We start from the raw sequence: 17490 nt of genomic DNA on the forward strand, positions 1-17490 counted from the left end.
GCCTTCGCTTATTCTTTTGTTGGGGGGGTGCCGGCCCCCCCGCGCGGGCGTGCGGCCTTCAAACAAACCCCCCCCCCCCCCCCCGCCCCCCCCCCCCCCCCCCCCCGCCGCCTGGTTTGTCCAGGCTTTCCTGGTCCTGCTGATCGGTGGAACTTCTCTCGCGATTGCCTTGGCCGCGCGTTCTGGAGGCGATCATTGAAACGTTCGGCCAAATAGGAATGGCAGTGCGAATAGAGTGTTTTGGATTTGTTACTCATTATGCTCGCGGTCAGCAGCGTTGAAACTCGCCATTCCGCGCGCTCCTCTAGATCATGAATGTAGGCCTGCTTCCGACGCTCTCATCAGGGGCCGTCAATGGCCGCTTCGGAGTGGCCCTGGTGACAGACCGGTCGGTGCTTGAACTGGCAATCACCAACCCGTAAAACCAGCGTGTCGGCGGCAGCTATCGCCATCACGGCGTGATAATCTGCCTATCCAGTCATGGCGCATTGGCGAAAGGTTGCCGCTGCGCTATAAACCAGTCGTGTTCCAGTCGACTGTCGTTCGCTTATTCGTCGGTGCCGCTTTGGCTATCTGTACTTGGGCCGGTACAATTGCATGGGTTGAGAGGCCGCGAACAACAGAGGGAACTTGGGTTAACCTCTTCGAAGGTTCAAGATTTTTCGAAGGTAAAACTCTCGACCAGGCTTGTACGCGTAAATTTCTGCGAGCCCCTTGGCTTGCCTTCTATCCCATTCCTGGGTCAAAAATCTGGCAGGCCTTGAATTTGGCGAGCCGCACTCGGGCGGGAAAGTTCGTCAGCGAAAACGGAGTGTGGCCTGTCACCGCTTACCGAATCGAGTTCATTGGCCGCCGAAAGATATCGGCGGACCTTGGATTGGCCCCGTTAATGGGTATCGGATCTGGTCATCTTTTTGCGTCAGGGGCCGAACTAGACGTCGTTCGGCTGATTTCGATCGAGGAGATACCGGCAGTTATGTGTGACATCCGCTAACCCGCCAGCTTTGCCATTCTGGGCGCCGCTGCAGGGCTTTCAATCCGGTCGTGGGGAGCCCATTGAACCCATGTCCGCTTTGGACGGCGCCGGCACGGGCCGCGAAAGGCGGCTATAAGGGCGACAATCATCCGAGCGTGCCGTCGGGACGCTGATGGTGGCTATCTCCATCCCCTCGCAAAAACCGAGCTTACCGGACACGGTGCTATTGCGGATGTACAGTTTGCAATATACTCCTTCCGAATGAAGCCTCGATTGCTACAGGGCCGGACTTTTATAGGGCGAAGCCTTTCGTGTGCTTTGTTGGGCGCATTTGCTTACAGTTGCATCGGTAGCGTTCTGGTGATTGGCGATCGCGCCATTGCGATACATGGGCATCTGCGCTGGCCTGATCTTGCAATAATTCCCAGCTTGACACTTCTGATGACGCCATTTGCAATGCCAAGCGCCATCGTTTCTGTGTTGTCACTCGGCATCATCGATAAGTTGCGAGGAAAGCATGCAGCATTGGCCTTTGCTGCATGCACATTGTTGATCCTGCCCGCCCTGATCTTGGCCTTCCCATGGTACATGTCCGCGCTAGACACATCCAACGATTGGCGCAGCGGCATGATGCTCCCTGCGGCCGTGTACACTGTTGCAGCTGGCTGGTGGATGTTTGGGGTAGAATGCTCGACAAAAGCGCCGAGAGCATAACGTCCGCACCCCCTCATTTCTGACCACCATTGTGCCTGCGTCATGCCTTGAAACCGGTCGTTGGTTGCCAATTTTGACCGGCTGAACCTATGGCGGCTTCCGACGCTGCAGCTACGAGGCCTGGGCCGTAGACTCATAAACACGGAGCCACAGCCGCATTGAGGCCAGTTGGACCATGGCAAGGAAGTTTTCTGCCAACTTGTCATAGCGCGTTGCGACACGGCTGAAGTGCTTCAGCTTGGAGAAGAAGCGCTCGATCAGGTTCCGCTCGCGGTACAGCCACGTGCTGAAGTACGGTTTTGACCTTCGATTGGCCTTGGGCGGGATGTTGGCAAACGCTCCCTTCTCACGCAGTGACGCCCGGATGCGATCAGCATCGTAGGCCTTGTCCGCCAGCACGATTGTTCCGGCACCGACATGGTTGAGCAGATGGTCGGCAGCTTGGCCGTCATGGCTTTGTCCTGCGGTCAGGCTCAGCCGGATCGGAAGGCCTTGCCCGTCGACGACCGCGTGGATTTTGGTTGTGAGTCCACCTCTGGAGCGACCGAGACAATGATCTGGATCCCCCTTTTTGCCGTCGCAGCGTGCTGGTGCGCCCGGATAGATGTGCTGTCGATCATCTGAATTTCGCCGTCGTGGGCGGCGGTAATGGCGTCCATCATCCGATCCCACACTCCTGCTTTCCGCCATCTTACAAAGCGGTTGTAGCAGGTAGTGTGCGGGCCATAGCGCTCGGGCAGATCGCGCCAAGGCGCGCCGGACCGCAACACCCAGAAGATGCCGTTCAGCACGCGGCGGTCATCGACACGCGGCACACCTCGGGGCTTATTCGGTAACAGCGGTTCGATCACGCGCCACTCGAAGTCGGTCAGGTCATATCGGCTCATGCCAAGCCTGAATCAGATTTTGACGGAATAAGAAAGTTCAAGCCAATGCCGCTCGGCTGAGCAGGTTTGCAACCATCTGCCCCAAAGCCGAGGCCGAATTAGCAGATGGAACCGCTATATCCGGCTCCGGCTCAAAGCCCTCTTTGCTACCCAAATTGCGATAGGGGGTGACTTTGAGCAAACTCCCGTCGCTCACGACACTGACATGCTTGGACAATTTCATGAACGTGGCCCACGAACGAACGCCGGCGGCCGCCAGCAATGGCTTGCCAATGCGTGCATCGGGCGGCGGCGTCGGGACGCCTTCCTGTGAGCGAGCCAAAGCCTGTTCGATGGCGCGACCCAACTCATCATGCGAAGGCTGGCTGAGGCTAGCCACTTGCTCATCGTCGATCCAAAAACCCGCCGCCGTCTTGTGCGACGCCGTCACAAACAGTTGCCCCTTGCGTTCATAGATTGCAGCCAGCTTCTTCATGCCTGCACTTTGCGCTCGAAGGGCATGCCTGTCCACACGGTGGCCGCTGCTAATCTAGCATCCCAGATTTATGGGTTCACGGCCTAAACCGCCGTCCTGAAGGCGATCGTGGCGGAGGACTTGGCGATGGTCAAATTGGCAGTTTGCGCCCACTTGCGGACATCCTGTTATCCAGTGATTATGACGCGATGCTATTGCTGCTGATAGCCCTTTCCACCGCTTCTCCCCGCCCCATTTGGTGGGCAGATTTCCAGCGGGCTCACAAGCGCTGTGGACTTGTCTTCAATGTTGATGGCCCAGGTCCCGGAGGCGACGGCGTGATCATCGAAGAACACTTCACTGGTCTGATCTTAAGCAACGACCGGCGCCGCCCGCAGAAGCCAATCAGGTGCATCGCGAAATGGGCAAAATCAACCGGCCTTAAGGTCCGCCACCGACACTTCTGAATCATCCCGTCTATGACAGCTCTTCATCACTTTCGGCCGGCCAACAGTGTGAATGGTCGCAGGGAAATTAGTTGTTACCAGGCTCCCACTCCGAGATGAACGAAGGCGCCGTTTCGTTGTCGGCTTCGTGCTGCAGGAACGTCCGGAATTAGAGCACAATCGCCATTGATAGCGAGTGACTGGAAATGGCCACCCCCCACTACTCTGCCGGCTGGGTAGAGAACGCAGGCCCGGGCATGGCCGAGGCCAGCGCCATGGCGGGCGAAAGCTGCAAGGGCGGCAACTGGCGCACCGGCCCGCGCCAGGGCGTGAGGCGGGGCACGATCGGGCGCAGGGCCAGGGCGGCGCCGGTCAGGATGGCAAAATCGGTGCCCGGATCGCACGTGGGGGAAGAGAGCGAGGCCACCAGGGCGTCGATCACCGCCGCCCAGGCACAGGCGGCCCCGGTGGACAGGGCTTGGTCGGGCGAGGGCACGTACGTCGAAAGCCGCGTCGGCTTGAACGCGCTGACCAGGTGCACGATCATCGCCGTCGCCCCGATCAGACCGGTGCAACCCAGGATGGCGGTGGCCAGGCTGGAGGAGCGGAAGCTGCCGGGCCCGATCCCGATGCCATGGGTTTCGACAAAGGCGTGCCACCCCTGCCAAGCCCAGAAGCCACGCTGCTCGCCTGAAAGCGATTGGCCCTTATCCACTGTCATGTGGCGCAAGAGATCGGTCGCCTCGTTCACCAGCGCCGGGTGGGCGATCATCATGCCGGTGATCAGCACCACCATCGCCAGCCCCGCGCCAGCAATGATCAACGCGCGATCGGCCGGCATGGCGCCGGGCAAGAGCAAACTGCGCGCCAGGACCATCGCGGCGTAGAGGCCAAGGCCGACATAGGCTGTGGTCGCCGTGCTGCACAGCAGCGCTGCTGCCAGCAGGAACGCCGCCGGCCCGGTATAGCGCGTGTCCACGCGGCGCATCCAGCATTCGAACAGGAACACGAACCAGTTGATGCCGAACCAGGCAAAGCCCGAAGCCTCGGGCCAAAGCCCCGCCATGCGCACGAACCCGCGATAGCTGTGGTCCAACTGGGCATAGGAGCCGTTGCGGAACAGGGCGAGCACGGTGTCCACCGGCGTGCCCTTGGCCACCACGCTGACAAAGCCGATTATGGCATGGACCAGCCCGGCAATCGCCATGGTGCGCACGAACACGCGCCGCCCGCGCTCGCCGCTGCACACCACGTGGGCGGCCATCGCGGTCAGCAATGTGCCCACGAGATAGACCGTGGTGGTGATATTCTGCGTGGAAAAGCCCAAGGGGCGGGTGGAATAGATGTAGGATCGCATGGAGATATAGCGCGCTTCCACTTTGCCACGCATCGGCGTCACGTCGATCTGCCCGGCAAACAGGCGCGGGCCGATGAAAGCCAGCGCCGCGCCATAGAGAATGAAAGTGGCCAGCCAGATATTGGCCCGCGCCGCCTGGCCCACCGCCGCCCCGTGTCCCGCGCCGGGCACCAGCAGGCGCAGCGCCATGAACGCCAGCGCAAACTGCACCGGCGGGATCGACGACCCGCCCAGCATCGGCAACACGATCGCCGCCGATCCGCCGAACAGCGCCGAAACCAGCAGGAAGGCGAACATCGCCTCGATCGAACCGGCCAGGAACAGGCCCAGGCCAAACAGCACCTGGATCGCGCCGATGAAGGTCAAAATCATCTTGGGCTCCGCACCAACGAAACGGAAGAGAACCGGCCTGGCATCATGGCCGCACGAAATCGGCCGAGCAGCGCACGGCCTTGACGAAGCTGGCCGGATTGCCGCGCCACACCTGGCCGGCGGGAATGTCGCTCGCCACCACCGATCCGGCGGCCACCACGGCATGATCGCCGATCGTGACGCCAGGCAGCACGATCACGCCGCGCCCCAGCCACACGTTGCGTCCCAGCCGGATCGGCGCCACGCGCACCGCGCTGCCTTCGTGGACGGGGTGGTGGTTCGTGTCGCACAGCACGCAATCCGGGCCGATCCGGCAATGTGGCCCGATCTCGATTGCGCTGTGGCAGATCACCTGGACGCCAGTGTTGAGAAAGGCACGGTCAGCCAGGGTCACCCTGGCGCCGCGCGCCACCTCGATCCGCACCGGCGCCACATCGCAGCGCAAGTTGACGCGCGCGCCGATACTGATCCGGCCCTGGCCCACAAAGCGCGGGCGCCGGCCATGCACGAAAAAGCGCGGCCCCGGCCGGGTTCCGCGCAAGCGCAGCGCCAGGCGGGCGGCCAGCGTGGCCAGCCGATTGCCCGGCTGGATCGCCCGGGTCAGCCGCGCGATGCGGCCGCCCGTTGCCGCGCTCGCCACAAGTCCCGCACTGGCCCAAGCTGCTTCACCAGAAACGCTTTCCAGCTCTCGCGCATCGGGGGTGCCAAGCGGCAGCGCGGGGGAAACGGCGCCATCGCGTGGCGCAACTGGCGGTTCGGCGGGTATGGGCTGGGCAATGGTGGTGGCCATGGGCATCCCCTGGATTGAACGTGGCAAGAACAAGGTGCGGCCGCCCTGTGCCGGAAGGGCACCGCGCGCCATGGGTGCGATCAAGGTGTCATTCCAGCGCGGCGAGCAGGCCATCGTCGAAGCGGTCAGGCGCAAAGCGACGGACATCGGCCATGGCCGCGGCTGGATCGAAATGGGGCAGCCAGGCCTCCATCGCTTCCACCCCGGCAATCAACGATTCCACGCTCTGGCTGGCAAAGAACTGCCCTGAAACGTCCTGCGTCACGCTGTCGAGCGCGCCGCCGCCGGCATAGGCCAGCACCGGCCGTCCCGATGCGATCACTTCCACCGGCACGATCCCGAAGTCTTCTTCGGCCGGGAACACCAGCGCGCGGCACTGGGCATAGGCGCGGCGCAAGGCATTGAAATCCAGCCGTGGCAGGATCGTGATATTGGGCCCGGCGCGGCGTCGCATGGCAGCGGCCATCGGCCCATCGCCCACCATCACCAGCGGCAGCCCCAGCGCATTGAACGCATCGATCGCCAGGTCGGGCCGCTTGTAGGGCACCATTTGCCCCACCCACAGCCAGGCCGGGCCCACCGCGTTGGCGCCGAATTGCGCAGAAGCGCCGAACAGGTCGACCTCGACGGGGGGATGCAGCACGTCGGCTTCGCGGCGCCAGGCCTTGGCAATGCGCCGCTGGACGAAGTGCGAATTGGCCAGGATGCGATCCACCCGCGCGGCCGAACTCACATCCCAGGCGCGCAGGCGATGGCACAGCAGCGGCATGACCGCCCGGCTCACCATCCCGGCCGCGTCGCGATAATCGTGGTAGTGGTCCCACAGATAGCGCATCGGCGAATGGACATAGCTCAGATGCAAGGCATCGGGCGCCGTGATAACGCCCTTGGCCGGCCCGCTTTCGCTGCTGATCACCAAGTCATATCCGCGCAGGTCCAGTTGTTCGAGCGCCATGGGCATGAGCGGCAGATAGCTTTGATAGTGCCGCCGCGCGCCCGGCAGGCGCTGGATGAAACTGGTGGTCACCTTGTGGCGGCGGATCGTGTCCGACATTGCGGCCGGATCGTAGACATGGGTGAAGATATCGGCCTGGGGGAACAGGCGCAGCAGCCGTTCCAGCACGCGCTCGCCGCCGCGCATCGTCACCAGCCAGTAATGCACGATGGCCACGCGGGCAAAGCGGCCGCGCGGATCGGCGCTGGGCGCCGCCGCGGGCGGTGCCAGCCGACCCATCGCACGCGCGCCGGCGGTTGCCGAACCCTGGTCCTGCGCCAGCCGGCTGGTCGCCGGCCGGGATCTTGTCCGCATCGGTGCCAGTGCGGCGGGGTGGTCGGCCAACGGTTCGAACAGGGGCAGCGCGGCCGGCAGGGGCAGGGCGATAACCTGTTCATCCACTGCCACTGCGGCCGGTGCACCGTTTTCGCCGGGTGTAGCGCTGCCAACCTCCTCTGCCGCCGGGGCCATGGCCCGGCTTTCCGCGAGGGCAGGCGCGGCCGGGCCAGGCACCCGGCCGGGGGACGGGCGGCGCCGCTCAGGCATAGTAGCTCTCATAGCTGCGGTAGAATGCGGTCTCGCCATAGTCGAAGCGCGGCTGCTTGCGCATGTCCACCCGCGTCATCGCAACGCCGGCCAGTTGCACCCGGTCGATCGGCAGCAGGCGCAGGGCCGCACGCAACGCCTGTTCCGGCGTCTTGCGCCAGCGCACCACGAAGACCGAGGCATCGGCCTTGCCCAGCAAAAGCCGCGCATCGGCAATCGGCAGGACCGGCGCGGTATCGATGATCACGGCGTCGAACCGTTCGCGCGCCGTGGCCAGCAGGCGGTCCATTTCCTCGCCGGTCATCAGTTCGGATCGGTCGGTGTTTTCGGCCGAAAGCGGCAGGATCGAAAGACCGGTGGCCGGATCGATGACCATGGCGTCATCGAGCGAGGCCGTGCCATGCAGCACTTCCATCAGGCCCGGCCGCCCTTCGCCGCCGCGCAGGAAACGGCTTACGCCCTGGCGCCGCAGGTCACCATCGATCAGCAGGATGCGATCGCCCGCTGCCGCCATTGATCGGGCCAGGCAGATCGACGTGGTGGTCTTGCCTTCTTCGGGCAGCGCCGAGGTGATGGCGATGATCCGCGCTTCGGTGGTGTTCATCGCGATCGAGGCGCGCAGCGAACGGAAACTTTCGGCAAAGACCGAGCGTGGGTCTTCCAGCAAGGCGCTTGCCGGTACGCGCTCGCCGCGCTTGGCCACCGATTGCAGCGTGGGAATGGCGCAAAGATAGCGCACGCCCAGGCGTTCCTCGATGTCTTCGCCGGTGGTCAGGCCGGTGAAGGTCATTTCGGTCAGGAACGCCGTGGCAATGCCAAGGCCCGTGCCCAGTGCCAGGGCCAGCACTGCGTTGATCAACACATGCGGGCTGCTCGGATTGCGGGGCACGTCTGCCCGGTGCAGCATGTCGGCGTCGGCCTGCTCGGTGCCTTCGCGCGCGGTCAATTCCTTGTAGCGGTTGAGATAGCTTTCATAGAGCGCGTTGGAGGTTTCCGCCCGCTTTTCGAGGTCGTTGAGCCCCACCATCGCGGCGTTGTTCTGTTCCAGCATGCCGCGCGAGGCATTGAGCGATCCCGCCAGCGAAGACAGGCGCTGCTGCGAAACGCGGGCCTTGGCTTCCAGGCTGGCCAGCACGCGTTGCGTTTCGGCCGCGATCTGGCGGTTCACCGCCTCAAGCTGGGCCCTGGCGCGCAGCACATCCGGGTGTTGCGGGCCATAGCGCGAGGAAAGCGCGGCAAATTCACCCGCCAGCCCGGCTTGCTGCGCGCGCATCTGGCCAATCACGGGGGAAAGCGAGGCTTCGCCCACGCCGCCGCTGCCGCCGGCCTGCAACTGTCGCTGCGCCGCTTCCAGCCGCGCGGCGTCTTCGCTGGCCTGCGCGCGGGCTGCCGTCACTTCCTGGTTGTAGGAAGAGATTTCCTGCTCGGTCAGCGTGCCTTGCGTGGTGCTCAGCAGGTTGTGGGCAATGCGATAACGCTGCACGGCGGCGCTGTCGGCCAGGGCCTGCTGGCGCAGCTGTTCCAGCCGGTTGGCGATCACCGAGGTGGTTTCGCGCGCACCGCTGCGCTTGTTCTCCAGCGCGCCCAGCGTGTATTGCTCAGCAAAGGCATTGGCGATGCGTGCCGCCTCTTGCGGATCGCGGCTGTCGAACGTGATCGCGATGCCATAGGTGGTGCCGATGCGTTGCGCCGTCACGTTCTTGCTCAGGTAGCGGATCGCTGCCTCCCGCGAACTTTGCTGCGCGGTGCCGGCCTTGCCCGCGGCGTTGCCGGCCTCGGGCGCAAAGCGCGGGTCGCGCGCCAGGCCCAGGGCATCGGCCACCGCGGCGGTGTTGGTTTCCGAAGTGATGACCGACACTTGCGTGTCCACAAAGCTTTCGCTGGGGATCGCAGGCTGATCGGCGCGGTCGTTGGTGCTGGTGGGGGCAACGGGCTGCAGCTTGCTGTTCAGCGTGACTTCGGCGCGGGCCTGGTAGGTGCGCGGTTGCAGCGCGGTGATCACCATGCCGATCGCCAGCACACCCAGCAAAACCCCCAGGAACACGCCGATGCGCCGGCGGAACATGGCGAGAAGACGCCTGAGATCGATACGATCGGTCGCTGCCGCGCTGTTGGCGCGCGGCTCGGCCGGCGTTGCCGGCATGATGCCGGCTGGCGCGCGATAAAAGTCGATTGCGGTGTTCACCATTGCCCCCTTCGGCCAGTCAAGGTTTCCACCCGGCAGGCAGGCAAGGGCGGCATTTCTGCCCCATCAGCCGTTGCCCGTTCCCGGTATGACCTCAGCCTGTGGCCGTTCGCCCGCGCAAGGAAGGCCAAGCATATCCGCAGCGGAGCAATAGCACGGCCCGCAGCAAGGCGCCTCGCGGCCTTGCCCGTACGGGGCCGACGGGGGGTGCAAGGGGCGGGGCAGGGACGGGTGGGTGCTGCGGGTCAGCTATCGGTAAATTACCGTATGCCACCGGAAAATTGCGTAGGGATTGCCCGCATGTACCGGGCCCATGCGCAGGGCGTCGGATGGCGCCGTGCCCGCCTGGGCGAGCCCTTCGCTGACGCCCTTGGGTCGATTCGGATCGCTCCGGAATGCCTCCAAGTCGGAGCCTTCATCCCGGCCCGCTCCATTGTCTTCACGCCGCCCCGGCATAGAACAACAGGGAAACGAACGCACACGGAGGGTGTAACGTGATTCCCCAGATCAATCTTGGCCAGCCGCGCCACGGGCCACAGGCCCGGCGCTTTCGCCCCGCCGCCGCACTGGCCACCGCTCTCGCACTTGCCCTGGCGCTGCCCGGTTGCGCGGGTGCCCCGGCCCAGCCGCTGTCCGTGGCAGACCAGGCCGCCGGCCTTGCCGGTTATCGCGTCGGCGCGGGAGACAAGCTGCGCATCACGGTGTTCAACGAACCCACGCTGACGGGGGAATACAACGTCACCTCAACCGGCGCCGTGGCCTTTCCGTTGATCGGCATGGTGCAGGCGGGCAACCGCACGATCGAGGACGTCACGCACGAGATCACGGGCCGCCTGTCGGGCGCCTATGTCAACGATCCGCGTGTCAGCGTCGAAGTGCTCAACTACCGCCCGTTCTACATCCTGGGCGAAGTGAACAAGCCGGGCGAGTACCCCTACGCCTCGGGCCTCACTGTCGACCAGGCCATCGCCAAGGCGGGCGGCTTCACCTATCGCGCCAATGAAAAGACCGCGTTCCTGCGCCGGCAAACATCGGGCGGCGAACGCAGCATCTTGCTGCGCGGCGGCACCCCCGTTGCCGTGCTGCCGGGAGACACGATCCGCGTGGGCGAGCGCTATTTCTGAGCCGATTGCGTGAGACGGCCAAAATGGCTGCAAATTGAAAGTTTTGGAAACTTGACGAAACATATGCCGCCTTTATCGTGCCCGGCGCGGCCGAGAGAAGGCCGAAAAACGACGGGGGATATGATGTCGGGACGGGGTGTTTCGTGCAAGGCGATGATGCTTGCCGGGTTTTTGATGGTGACGCCGGCGCATGCCGCAGAACCGGCTGTCGACGCCAAGGCTGCCGATGCCAAGGTGGCGGCCAACGCCGAATTCGGCGTGCCGGTTTTTCCCTATGATATCACCGATCGCCCTTACAAGGTGCTGGGTGAGGTGAAGGCCGGCGTGCGCAAGGCCACCGTGTTCAGCAAGGCGCCCAGCCAGGGCAAGGTCTATCGCGAGCTGTGGGAACGGGCGCAGAAGCTGGGCGCCGATGCGGTGGTCAAGGCCACCTATGGCGATCCGCACATGACTGCGTTCAGCTGGGGCTCGGTCAGCGCGTCGGGCGTGGCGGTCAAGTTTCTCGCGCCTGGCGAAGCTGCGCCTGCGCAGCCTGCCCCGCCCCCCGCGCAGTGACCTTTCGCACGGCTGCGGCGCAATGCCGCACGGCCATGACGCTGGTTTGCGCCGGCGTCATGGCAATGACGGGTATTGACCAGGCGGCGGGCAGGGACGCTGTCGCGGCGCAGGCCGGGGCAGTACCGGCGGCTGCGGCGGCAAACGAATCTGCTCCTGCGGCCTCGGCGGCCAATGCGGGGCAATCACCGCCCGCCACGGCGGTGCCGTCACCGGGTGCAAACGCGGCGTTGGTGCCGGGCCTTGCGGTGGGAACGCCATTGCAGCTCATGCTGCTGAACGAGGTGACGAGCCGCACCGCACATGCTGGCGACCGTTTCAAGCTGCGCGTCAACGAAGCGATCGTGCTCGACGGGGTCACGGTCGTTCCTGTCGGCACGCTCGCCTGGGGCGAAGTGGTGACGCAGCAGGCCAATGGCGCCGCCGGCAAAAGCGGCCGGCTCGGCGCGCAACTGCTTTATCTCGACATGCCAACTGGCCGTGTGCCGCTGGAGGGCAAGATTGCCCGCAAGGGCGATGGCAACGCCGGCGGCGTGCTCATGGCCGTTGTCGGCTTTGGGGTCTTTGGCCTGCTGGCGCAAGGAGACAGCGCGCGCCTGCGGGCCGGTGATATCTTCATCGGAACCGTTGCCCGGAGTTTTCCGCCAGAGCCGGCGGCGGCAAACGTGCCGGCTGCCCAACCGGCGGCGGCGCACTAAAGCGCGATGACAAAAAGTGGGAACCGGTTTTCTGTAAAAAAATCGCGCGAACACAAAAATTTGGAGCACGAGGGCGTTTCAACGAAACGTGATCATGCTCCAAGGCCGATCGAGATGCCAACCACGCCGATCTGCGGGCAAGCCTTTGCGCGGCGCAAAAGCTTGCCCTTGGCGTTCAGCCCAGGATACCCGGCAGGTCCAGACCCTTTTCGCGGGCGCAGTCCTGCGCGATGGGGTAGCCGGCGTCGGCATGGCGCATCACGCCGGTGGCTGGGTCGTTCCACAGCACGCGTTCCAGGCGGCGGGCTGCTTCGGGCGTGCCGTCGGCCACGATCACCATGCCTGAATGCTGCGAATAGCCCATGCCCACGCCGCCGCCATGGTGCAGCGAAACCCAGGTCGCGCCGCTGGCGCAGTTGAGTAGGGCGTTGAGCAGCGGCCAGTCGGACACCGCATCCGATCCGTCTCGCATCGCTTCGGTCTCGCGGTTGGGGCTGGCGACCGAGCCACTGTCGAGATGGTCACGCCCGATCACCACCGGGGCTTTCAATTCGCCGCTGGCCACCATTTCGTTGAACGCGAGGCCAAGGCGGTGGCGGTCGCCCAGGCCCACCCAGCAGATCCGCGCCGGCAGGCCCTGGAAGTGAATGCGCTCGCGCGCCATGTCCAGCCAGTTATGCAGGTGGGCGTTATCGGGCAGCAGTTCCTTCACTTTCTGGTCGGTCTTGTAGATGTCTTCGGGATCGCCCGAGAGCGCCGCCCAGCGGAACGGGCCGATGCCTCGGCAGAACAGCGGGCGGATGTAGGCCGGCACGAAACCGGGGAAATCGAACGCGTTTCCAACCCCTTCGTCCAGCGCGACCTGGCGGATATTGTTGCCATAGTCCGTGGTCGGCACGCCGCGCGCCTGGAACCCCAGCATGGCGCGCACATGGGTGGCCATGCTGGCCCGGGCCGCACGGGCCACGGCCTGGGGGTCGCGCTCGCGCTTTTCGATCCATTCGGCCACCGTCCAGCCGGCGGGCAGATAGCCGTTGATCGGATCGTGCGCGCTGGTCTGGTCGGTGAGCAGGTCGGGCAGGATGCCGGCTTCCAGCATTTGCGGCAGAATTTCCGCGGCATTGCCGAGCAGGCCTACCGACACAGGCTTCCTTTCGGCGCAGGACTGGCGAATGATCGCCATGGCTTCGTCCAGCGTTTCGGCGGCGTGGTCGAGGTATCCGGTGCGCAGGCGCATTTCGATGCGGCTGCGCTGGCATTCGATGGCCAGGCACGATGCGCCAGCCATCACGGCAGCGAGCGGCTGCGCGCCGCCCATGCCGCCCAAGCCCGCCGTCAGCAGCCACTTGCCGGAAAGATCGCCGCCATGGTGCTGGCGCCCCATTTCCACGAAGGTTTCATAGGTGCCCTGCACGATCCCCTGCGTGCCGATATAAATCCACGATCCGGCGGTCATCTGGCCGTACATGGCCAGGCCCTTGCGATCCAACTCGTTGAAATGCTCCCAATTGGCCCATTGCGGCACCAGGTTGGAATTGGCGATCAGCACGCGCGGCGCATCGGCATGGGTGCGGAACACGCCCACCGGCTTGCCCGATTGCACCAGCAGCGTCTGGTCGCTTTCCAGCCGGCGCAGGGTTTCCACGATCTTGTCATAGCTTTCCCAGTCGCGCGCGGCGCGGCCGATCCCGCCATAGACCACCAGTTCCTGCGGGTTTTCCGCCACATCGGGGTGCAGGTTGTTCATCAACATGCGCAGGGGCGCTTCGGTGAGCCAGGATTTGGCGGTCAGTTCGGTGCCAGTGGCGGGGCGGATCACGCGGCTGTTGTCGATACGGGTCATCGTCATTCTCCGGCAAAGGCAAGGCAGGCGTGCAGCACGCGCTTGAGGATCGGTTGCAGGTGGGCAAGGCGCGCCGGATCGGGCCGGGGTGGCCAGTTTTCGGGCGTGGGTTCAACAGGTTCGGCCAGATAGCCGCGCATCGCCAGTTCCATCTGCACGGCATGGATGCCCGCGTCGGGCGCGCCGTGGTGGCGCGTGGTCCAACCGCCCTTGAAGCGGCCGTTGACCACGTGGCTTTCCCCGCTGGCGGCGCAGACTGCGGCCACTGCGCGCTCCAGTTCGGGGGCGCAGGATCGCCCATCGTTGGTGCCGATGTTGAACAGCGGCAGTGTCCCATCGAAGAGGCGCGGCACGTGGCTGCGGATCGAATGGGCATCATAGACAACGACTTGCCCATGAATGGAACGAAGCCGTTCCATTTCTGCGGACAGTGCGGCGTGGTAGGGCGCGTGCCAGGTTTCCCGGCGGCGGGCGATCTCGGCTTCGTCGAGCGGGGCGGGGATCAGCGGTTCGCCGTCGAAGGTCGTTTCCGGGCACAGGCCGGTGGTGGCCATGCCGGGATAGAGCGAGGCGCCCGAAGGATCGCGGTTGGCGTCGATCACGCTGCGCGACACGCGCGTGGCAACGAGTGTTGCGCCAAGATCGCGTGCGAAAGCATAGACATCTTCGATCCACCAGTCGGTGTCGCGCCGGGCCAGCCAGTCCGAAGCGAACGTGCAACCGGCCAGATCGGTGCCGCCGTGGGGAAAGGCGACCACCAGCGGCGCATTGCCGCGATGGATCTTCAGCCAGTCCATCAGCCTAGCACCGGCAGGTCGTGCGGGCAGGCCGCCAGCACGGCGCCGCTTTCCACCAGGCCGCGCGCCAGGGCGATGTCGGGCGCGAAGTGGCGGTCTTCCACCAGTGGCGGCACCGCCGCGCGCAGCATGGCGCGTACGGCTTCGAGCGCGTCGCTCGACCGCAATGGGGCATGAAATTCGATGCCCTGCACGGCGGCGAGCAGTTCCAGGCCAAGGATCGCGTCGAGATTGCCTGCCATGTCGAGCAGGCGGCGCGCGCCATGCGCCGCCATGGAGACGTGGTCTTCCTGGTTGGCCGAGGTGGGAATGGAATCGACGCTGCATGGCGCAGCGCGCTGCTTGTTTTCCGAAACCAGCGCGGCGGCGGTCACTTGCGGGATCATGAAGCCCGAATGGAGGCCGGGCAGCGGGGTGAGGAATGCGGGCAGGCCCGACAGCGCAGGATCGACCAGCATGGCGAGGCGCCGTTCGGAAAGAGAGCCGATTTCGGCCAGGGCCAGCGCGATCATGTCGGCTGCAAAGGCCACCGGCTCGGCATGGAAATTGCCGCCCGAGAGGGCTTCATCCGCCTCGGGGAAAATCAGCGGGTTGTCAGTCACGCCATTGGCTTCGATTTCCAGCGTGCGCGCAGCCTGGCGCAGAATATCGAGCGCGGCGCCCATCACTTGCGGCTGGCAGCGCAGGCAATAGGGGTCCTGCACGCGCGGATCGTCCACGGCGTGGCTGGCGCGGATCGCGCTGCCGGCCATCAGCGCGCGCAGGGCAGCGGCGGTTTCGATCTGGCCGCCGTGTCCGCGCAAGGCGTGGATGCGGTGGTCGAATGGCGTATCGGTGCCGCGCGCAGCCTCAGTGGAGAGCGCGCCTGTTACCAGGCCGGTGGCGAGCAGGCGCTCGGCGGCGAACAGGCCGGCGAGGGCATTGGCGGTGGAAAACTGCGTGCCGTTGAGCAGGGCCAGGCCTTCCTTGGGGCCAAGCGCAATCGGTTCCAGCCCGTGATCGGCCAGCGCCTGCGCCGCCGGAGCGGCCACGCCGTTCACAAAGACGTCGCCCACGCCCAGCATCGTCGCGGTCATGTGCGCCAGGGGCGCCAGATCGCCGCTGGCGCCCACCGAGCCTTGGCACGGCACCACCGGCACCAGCCCACGCGCCAGCATGGCTTCGAGCAGGCGCACCGTCTCTTCGCGCACGCCCGAGGCGCCCTGGGCCAGGCTGGCAAGCTTGAGCGCCATCATCAGCCGCACCACGGGCACGGGCGAGGGCGTGCCGGTGCCGGCGGCGTGGCTGAGCACGATATTGCGTTGCAGGGCAGCGAGATCGTGATCGGCGATACGCACGCTGGCCAGTTTGCCGAAGCCGGTGTTGATGCCATAGACCGCCTCACCCTTCGCCAGGATGCGCGCCACGGCGGCCGCGCTGGCGGCGATCGCCGGCCAGGCCGCGTCATGCAGCGCCACATCGGCGCCGGCATGAATCGCGCGCCAATCGGCCAGCGTGGCGGCGCCGGGGGTGAGGACGATAGGGCTCATTTTCCACTCCAGATGCGGGCATGGAGCGGCGCGGCGCCCATCCCGTGAACAAGATCGGCGGGGCGCGCGATATTCCAGATCGCCAGGTCTGCCCGCTGGCCGGGCAAGAGCTGGCCAACGGTGCCGGCAAGGCCGAGCGCGCGGGCGGCATGGACGGTGGCGCCCATCAGGCATTCTTCCACTGTCAGCCCAAACAGCGTGGCACCCATGTTCATCGCCAGCAGCAGCGCGGTGAGCGGCGATGTGCCCGGGTTGCAATCGGTGGCGATCGCCATGGGCACGCCGGCCGCGCGCAAGGCGGCGATCGGCGGCTTCATGGTTTCGCGCATGAAATAGAACGCGCCGGGCAGCAGCATGGCCACGGTGCCGCTCTTGGCCATGGCGGCAACGCCAGCGTCATCAAGGTGTTCGAGATGATCGGCGCAGAGCGCCCCATGCCCGGCCGCCAGGGCCGCTCCACCCAGGTTGGATAGCTGTTCGGCATGCAGGCGCACCGGCAGGTCCAGGGCGCGGGCGGCGTGGAACAGGCGATCGACTTGCTGAGGCGAGAAGGCGATGCCTTCGCAAAAGGCATCGACCGCATCGATCAGCCCTTCGCCCGCCAGCGTGGGCAGCCAATGATCGGAAAGTTGCGCGATATAGCCGTCCGCATCCCCGGCCCATTCGGGCGGCAGGGCATGCGCGCCCAGGAACGTGGTAACGACATGAACCGGGCGCACCATGCCCAGCATGCGCGCGGCACGCAGCATCGTGCGTTCGGCATCGAGCGTCAGGCCATAGCCCGACTTGATCTCGATCGTGGTGACGCCTTGCGCAAGCAGGGCATCGAGGCGGGGCAGGGCCTGCGCCACCAGACCATCGACACTGGCGCCGCGCGTAGCGCGCACCGTGGCCATGATCCCACCGCCGGCGCGGGCAATGTCCTGATAGGTGGCGCCGGCCAGGCGCGCTTCCCATTCGTCCGACCGGTTGCCGGCAAAGACCAGGTGGGTGTGCGCGTCGATCAGGCCGGGCGTGATCCAGCGGCCCTGGCAATCGACGGTTTGGGCCGCCTGGAACGTGGGGGCTGCCGCAGCCGGCCCGGCATAGGTGATCATGCCATTGCGCGCGGCCACCACGCCATTTTCGATCATGCCCAGCGCCGGCCCGGCCATGGTGGCGAGGCGTGCATTGGTCCAGATCGTGTCGCACTGCATGGCGCTTGGTCCTTGCCGGGGGAGCAA

General features: G+C 65.4%; 15 protein-coding genes. 5 read left to right on the plus strand and 10 right to left on the minus strand.

Features of this window, described 5'->3' with window-relative positions; all coding sequences use genetic code 11:
• Nucleotides 1-1417 precede the first annotated feature (1417 nt).
• The gene (locus FHT19_RS17785; protein ID WP_169476130.1) at nt 1418-1690 is read left to right on the plus strand and encodes a hypothetical protein; all 273 of its coding nucleotides are present in this window, start codon (nt 1418-1420) and stop codon (nt 1688-1690) included.
• Between the two features lie 111 nt (nt 1691-1801).
• On the opposite strand, the gene FHT19_RS17790 is transcribed toward FHT19_RS17785, so the two are convergent.
• Together FHT19_RS17790 and FHT19_RS17795 are read right to left on the minus strand one after the other, a co-directional pair.
• Nucleotides 1802-2577, minus strand: a protein-coding gene (locus tag FHT19_RS17790; RefSeq protein ID WP_169476132.1) for an IS5 family transposase whose coding sequence is annotated in 2 segments (ribosomal slippage) — nt 1802-2265 and nt 2265-2577 — 777 coding nt in all. Because the reading frame shifts where the segments join, the coding sequence is not laid out codon by codon here.
• 37 nt (nt 2578-2614) lie between these two features.
• Nucleotides 2615-3052 (minus strand): hypothetical protein, encoded by a 438-nt coding sequence (locus tag FHT19_RS17795; protein WP_169476134.1) that lies wholly within the window; start codon nt 3050-3052, stop codon nt 2615-2617.
• A 188-nt stretch (nt 3053-3240) separates the two neighbouring features.
• Here FHT19_RS17795 and FHT19_RS17800 point away from each other — a divergent pair, with 188 nt between their 5' ends.
• The gene (locus tag FHT19_RS17800; protein ID WP_169476136.1) at nt 3241-3498 is read left to right on the plus strand and encodes a hypothetical protein; all 258 of its coding nucleotides are present in this window, start codon (nt 3241-3243) and stop codon (nt 3496-3498) included.
• Between the two features lie 199 nt (nt 3499-3697).
• Here the strand turns inward: FHT19_RS17800 and FHT19_RS17805 are convergent, their stop codons facing one another.
• The 4 genes from FHT19_RS17805 to FHT19_RS17820 all read right to left on the minus strand — a co-directional run bounded on the left by FHT19_RS17805 (nt 3698) and on the right by FHT19_RS17820 (nt 9724).
• Nucleotides 3698-5206 (minus strand): hypothetical protein, encoded by a 1509-nt coding sequence (locus tag FHT19_RS17805; RefSeq protein ID WP_169476137.1) that lies wholly within the window; start codon nt 5204-5206, stop codon nt 3698-3700.
• A 43-nt stretch (nt 5207-5249) separates the two neighbouring features.
• Complete coding sequence (locus FHT19_RS17810; RefSeq protein ID WP_169476139.1) at nt 5250-5996, minus strand: acyltransferase; 747 nt, start codon at nt 5994-5996, stop codon at nt 5250-5252.
• An 88-nt stretch (nt 5997-6084) separates the two neighbouring features.
• Nucleotides 6085-7536, minus strand: coding sequence for a glycosyltransferase (locus tag FHT19_RS17815; protein ID WP_348981802.1), 1452 nt, complete (start codon nt 7534-7536; stop codon nt 6085-6087).
• A complete protein-coding gene (locus tag FHT19_RS17820; protein ID WP_169476141.1) occupies nt 7529-9724 on the minus strand; it encodes a polysaccharide biosynthesis tyrosine autokinase in 2196 nt (731 codons plus the stop codon). Before FHT19_RS17820 ends, FHT19_RS17815 begins: the two co-directional genes overlap by 8 nt.
• Nucleotides 9725-10215: 491 nt before the next feature.
• Between FHT19_RS17820 and FHT19_RS17825 the strand changes: the two genes are divergently transcribed.
• The 3 genes from FHT19_RS17825 (at nt 10216) to FHT19_RS17835 (ending at nt 12098) form a co-directional block, all read left to right on the plus strand.
• Complete coding sequence (locus tag FHT19_RS17825) at nt 10216-10845, plus strand: polysaccharide biosynthesis/export family protein (protein ID WP_248290534.1); 630 nt, start codon at nt 10216-10218, stop codon at nt 10843-10845.
• Nucleotides 10846-11019: 174 nt separating this feature from the next.
• Nucleotides 11020-11400: a YbjQ family protein gene (locus tag FHT19_RS17830; RefSeq protein ID WP_248290535.1), complete on the plus strand. Its 381-nt coding sequence runs from the start codon at nt 11020-11022 to the stop codon at nt 11398-11400.
• A 59-nt stretch (nt 11401-11459) separates the two neighbouring features.
• On the plus strand, nt 11460-12098 hold the full coding sequence (locus tag FHT19_RS17835) for a hypothetical protein (RefSeq protein WP_169476142.1): 639 nt from the start codon (nt 11460-11462) through the stop codon (nt 12096-12098).
• A 175-nt stretch (nt 12099-12273) separates the two neighbouring features.
• On the opposite strand, the gene hutU is transcribed toward FHT19_RS17835, so the two are convergent.
• From hutU to hutI, 4 genes are read right to left on the minus strand one after another with little or no spacing between them, the layout of a single operon-like run.
• Entirely contained in the window at nt 12274-13941 is a 1668-nt protein-coding gene (hutU, locus tag FHT19_RS17840; protein WP_169476144.1) for a urocanate hydratase, read from the minus strand.
• A 2-nt stretch (nt 13942-13943) separates the two neighbouring features.
• Nucleotides 13944-14738: an N-formylglutamate deformylase gene (gene hutG, locus FHT19_RS17845; protein ID WP_169476146.1), complete on the minus strand. Its 795-nt coding sequence runs from the start codon at nt 14736-14738 to the stop codon at nt 13944-13946.
• Nucleotides 14738-16267, minus strand: coding sequence for a histidine ammonia-lyase (gene hutH / locus FHT19_RS17850; RefSeq protein ID WP_169476148.1), 1530 nt, complete (start codon nt 16265-16267; stop codon nt 14738-14740). Before hutH ends, hutG begins: the two co-directional genes overlap by 1 nt.
• Entirely contained in the window at nt 16264-17463 is a 1200-nt protein-coding gene (gene hutI / locus FHT19_RS17855; RefSeq protein ID WP_169476150.1) for an imidazolonepropionase, read from the minus strand. The genes hutH and hutI overlap by 4 nt, the downstream gene beginning before the upstream one ends.
• Nucleotides 17464-17490: the final 27 nt, after the last annotated feature.

Origin of the sequence: Novosphingobium sp. SG919, from assembly GCF_012932495.1 — a bacterium.
In the GTDB taxonomy this organism is placed as follows: domain Bacteria; phylum Pseudomonadota; class Alphaproteobacteria; order Sphingomonadales; family Sphingomonadaceae; genus Novosphingobium; species Novosphingobium rhizosphaerae.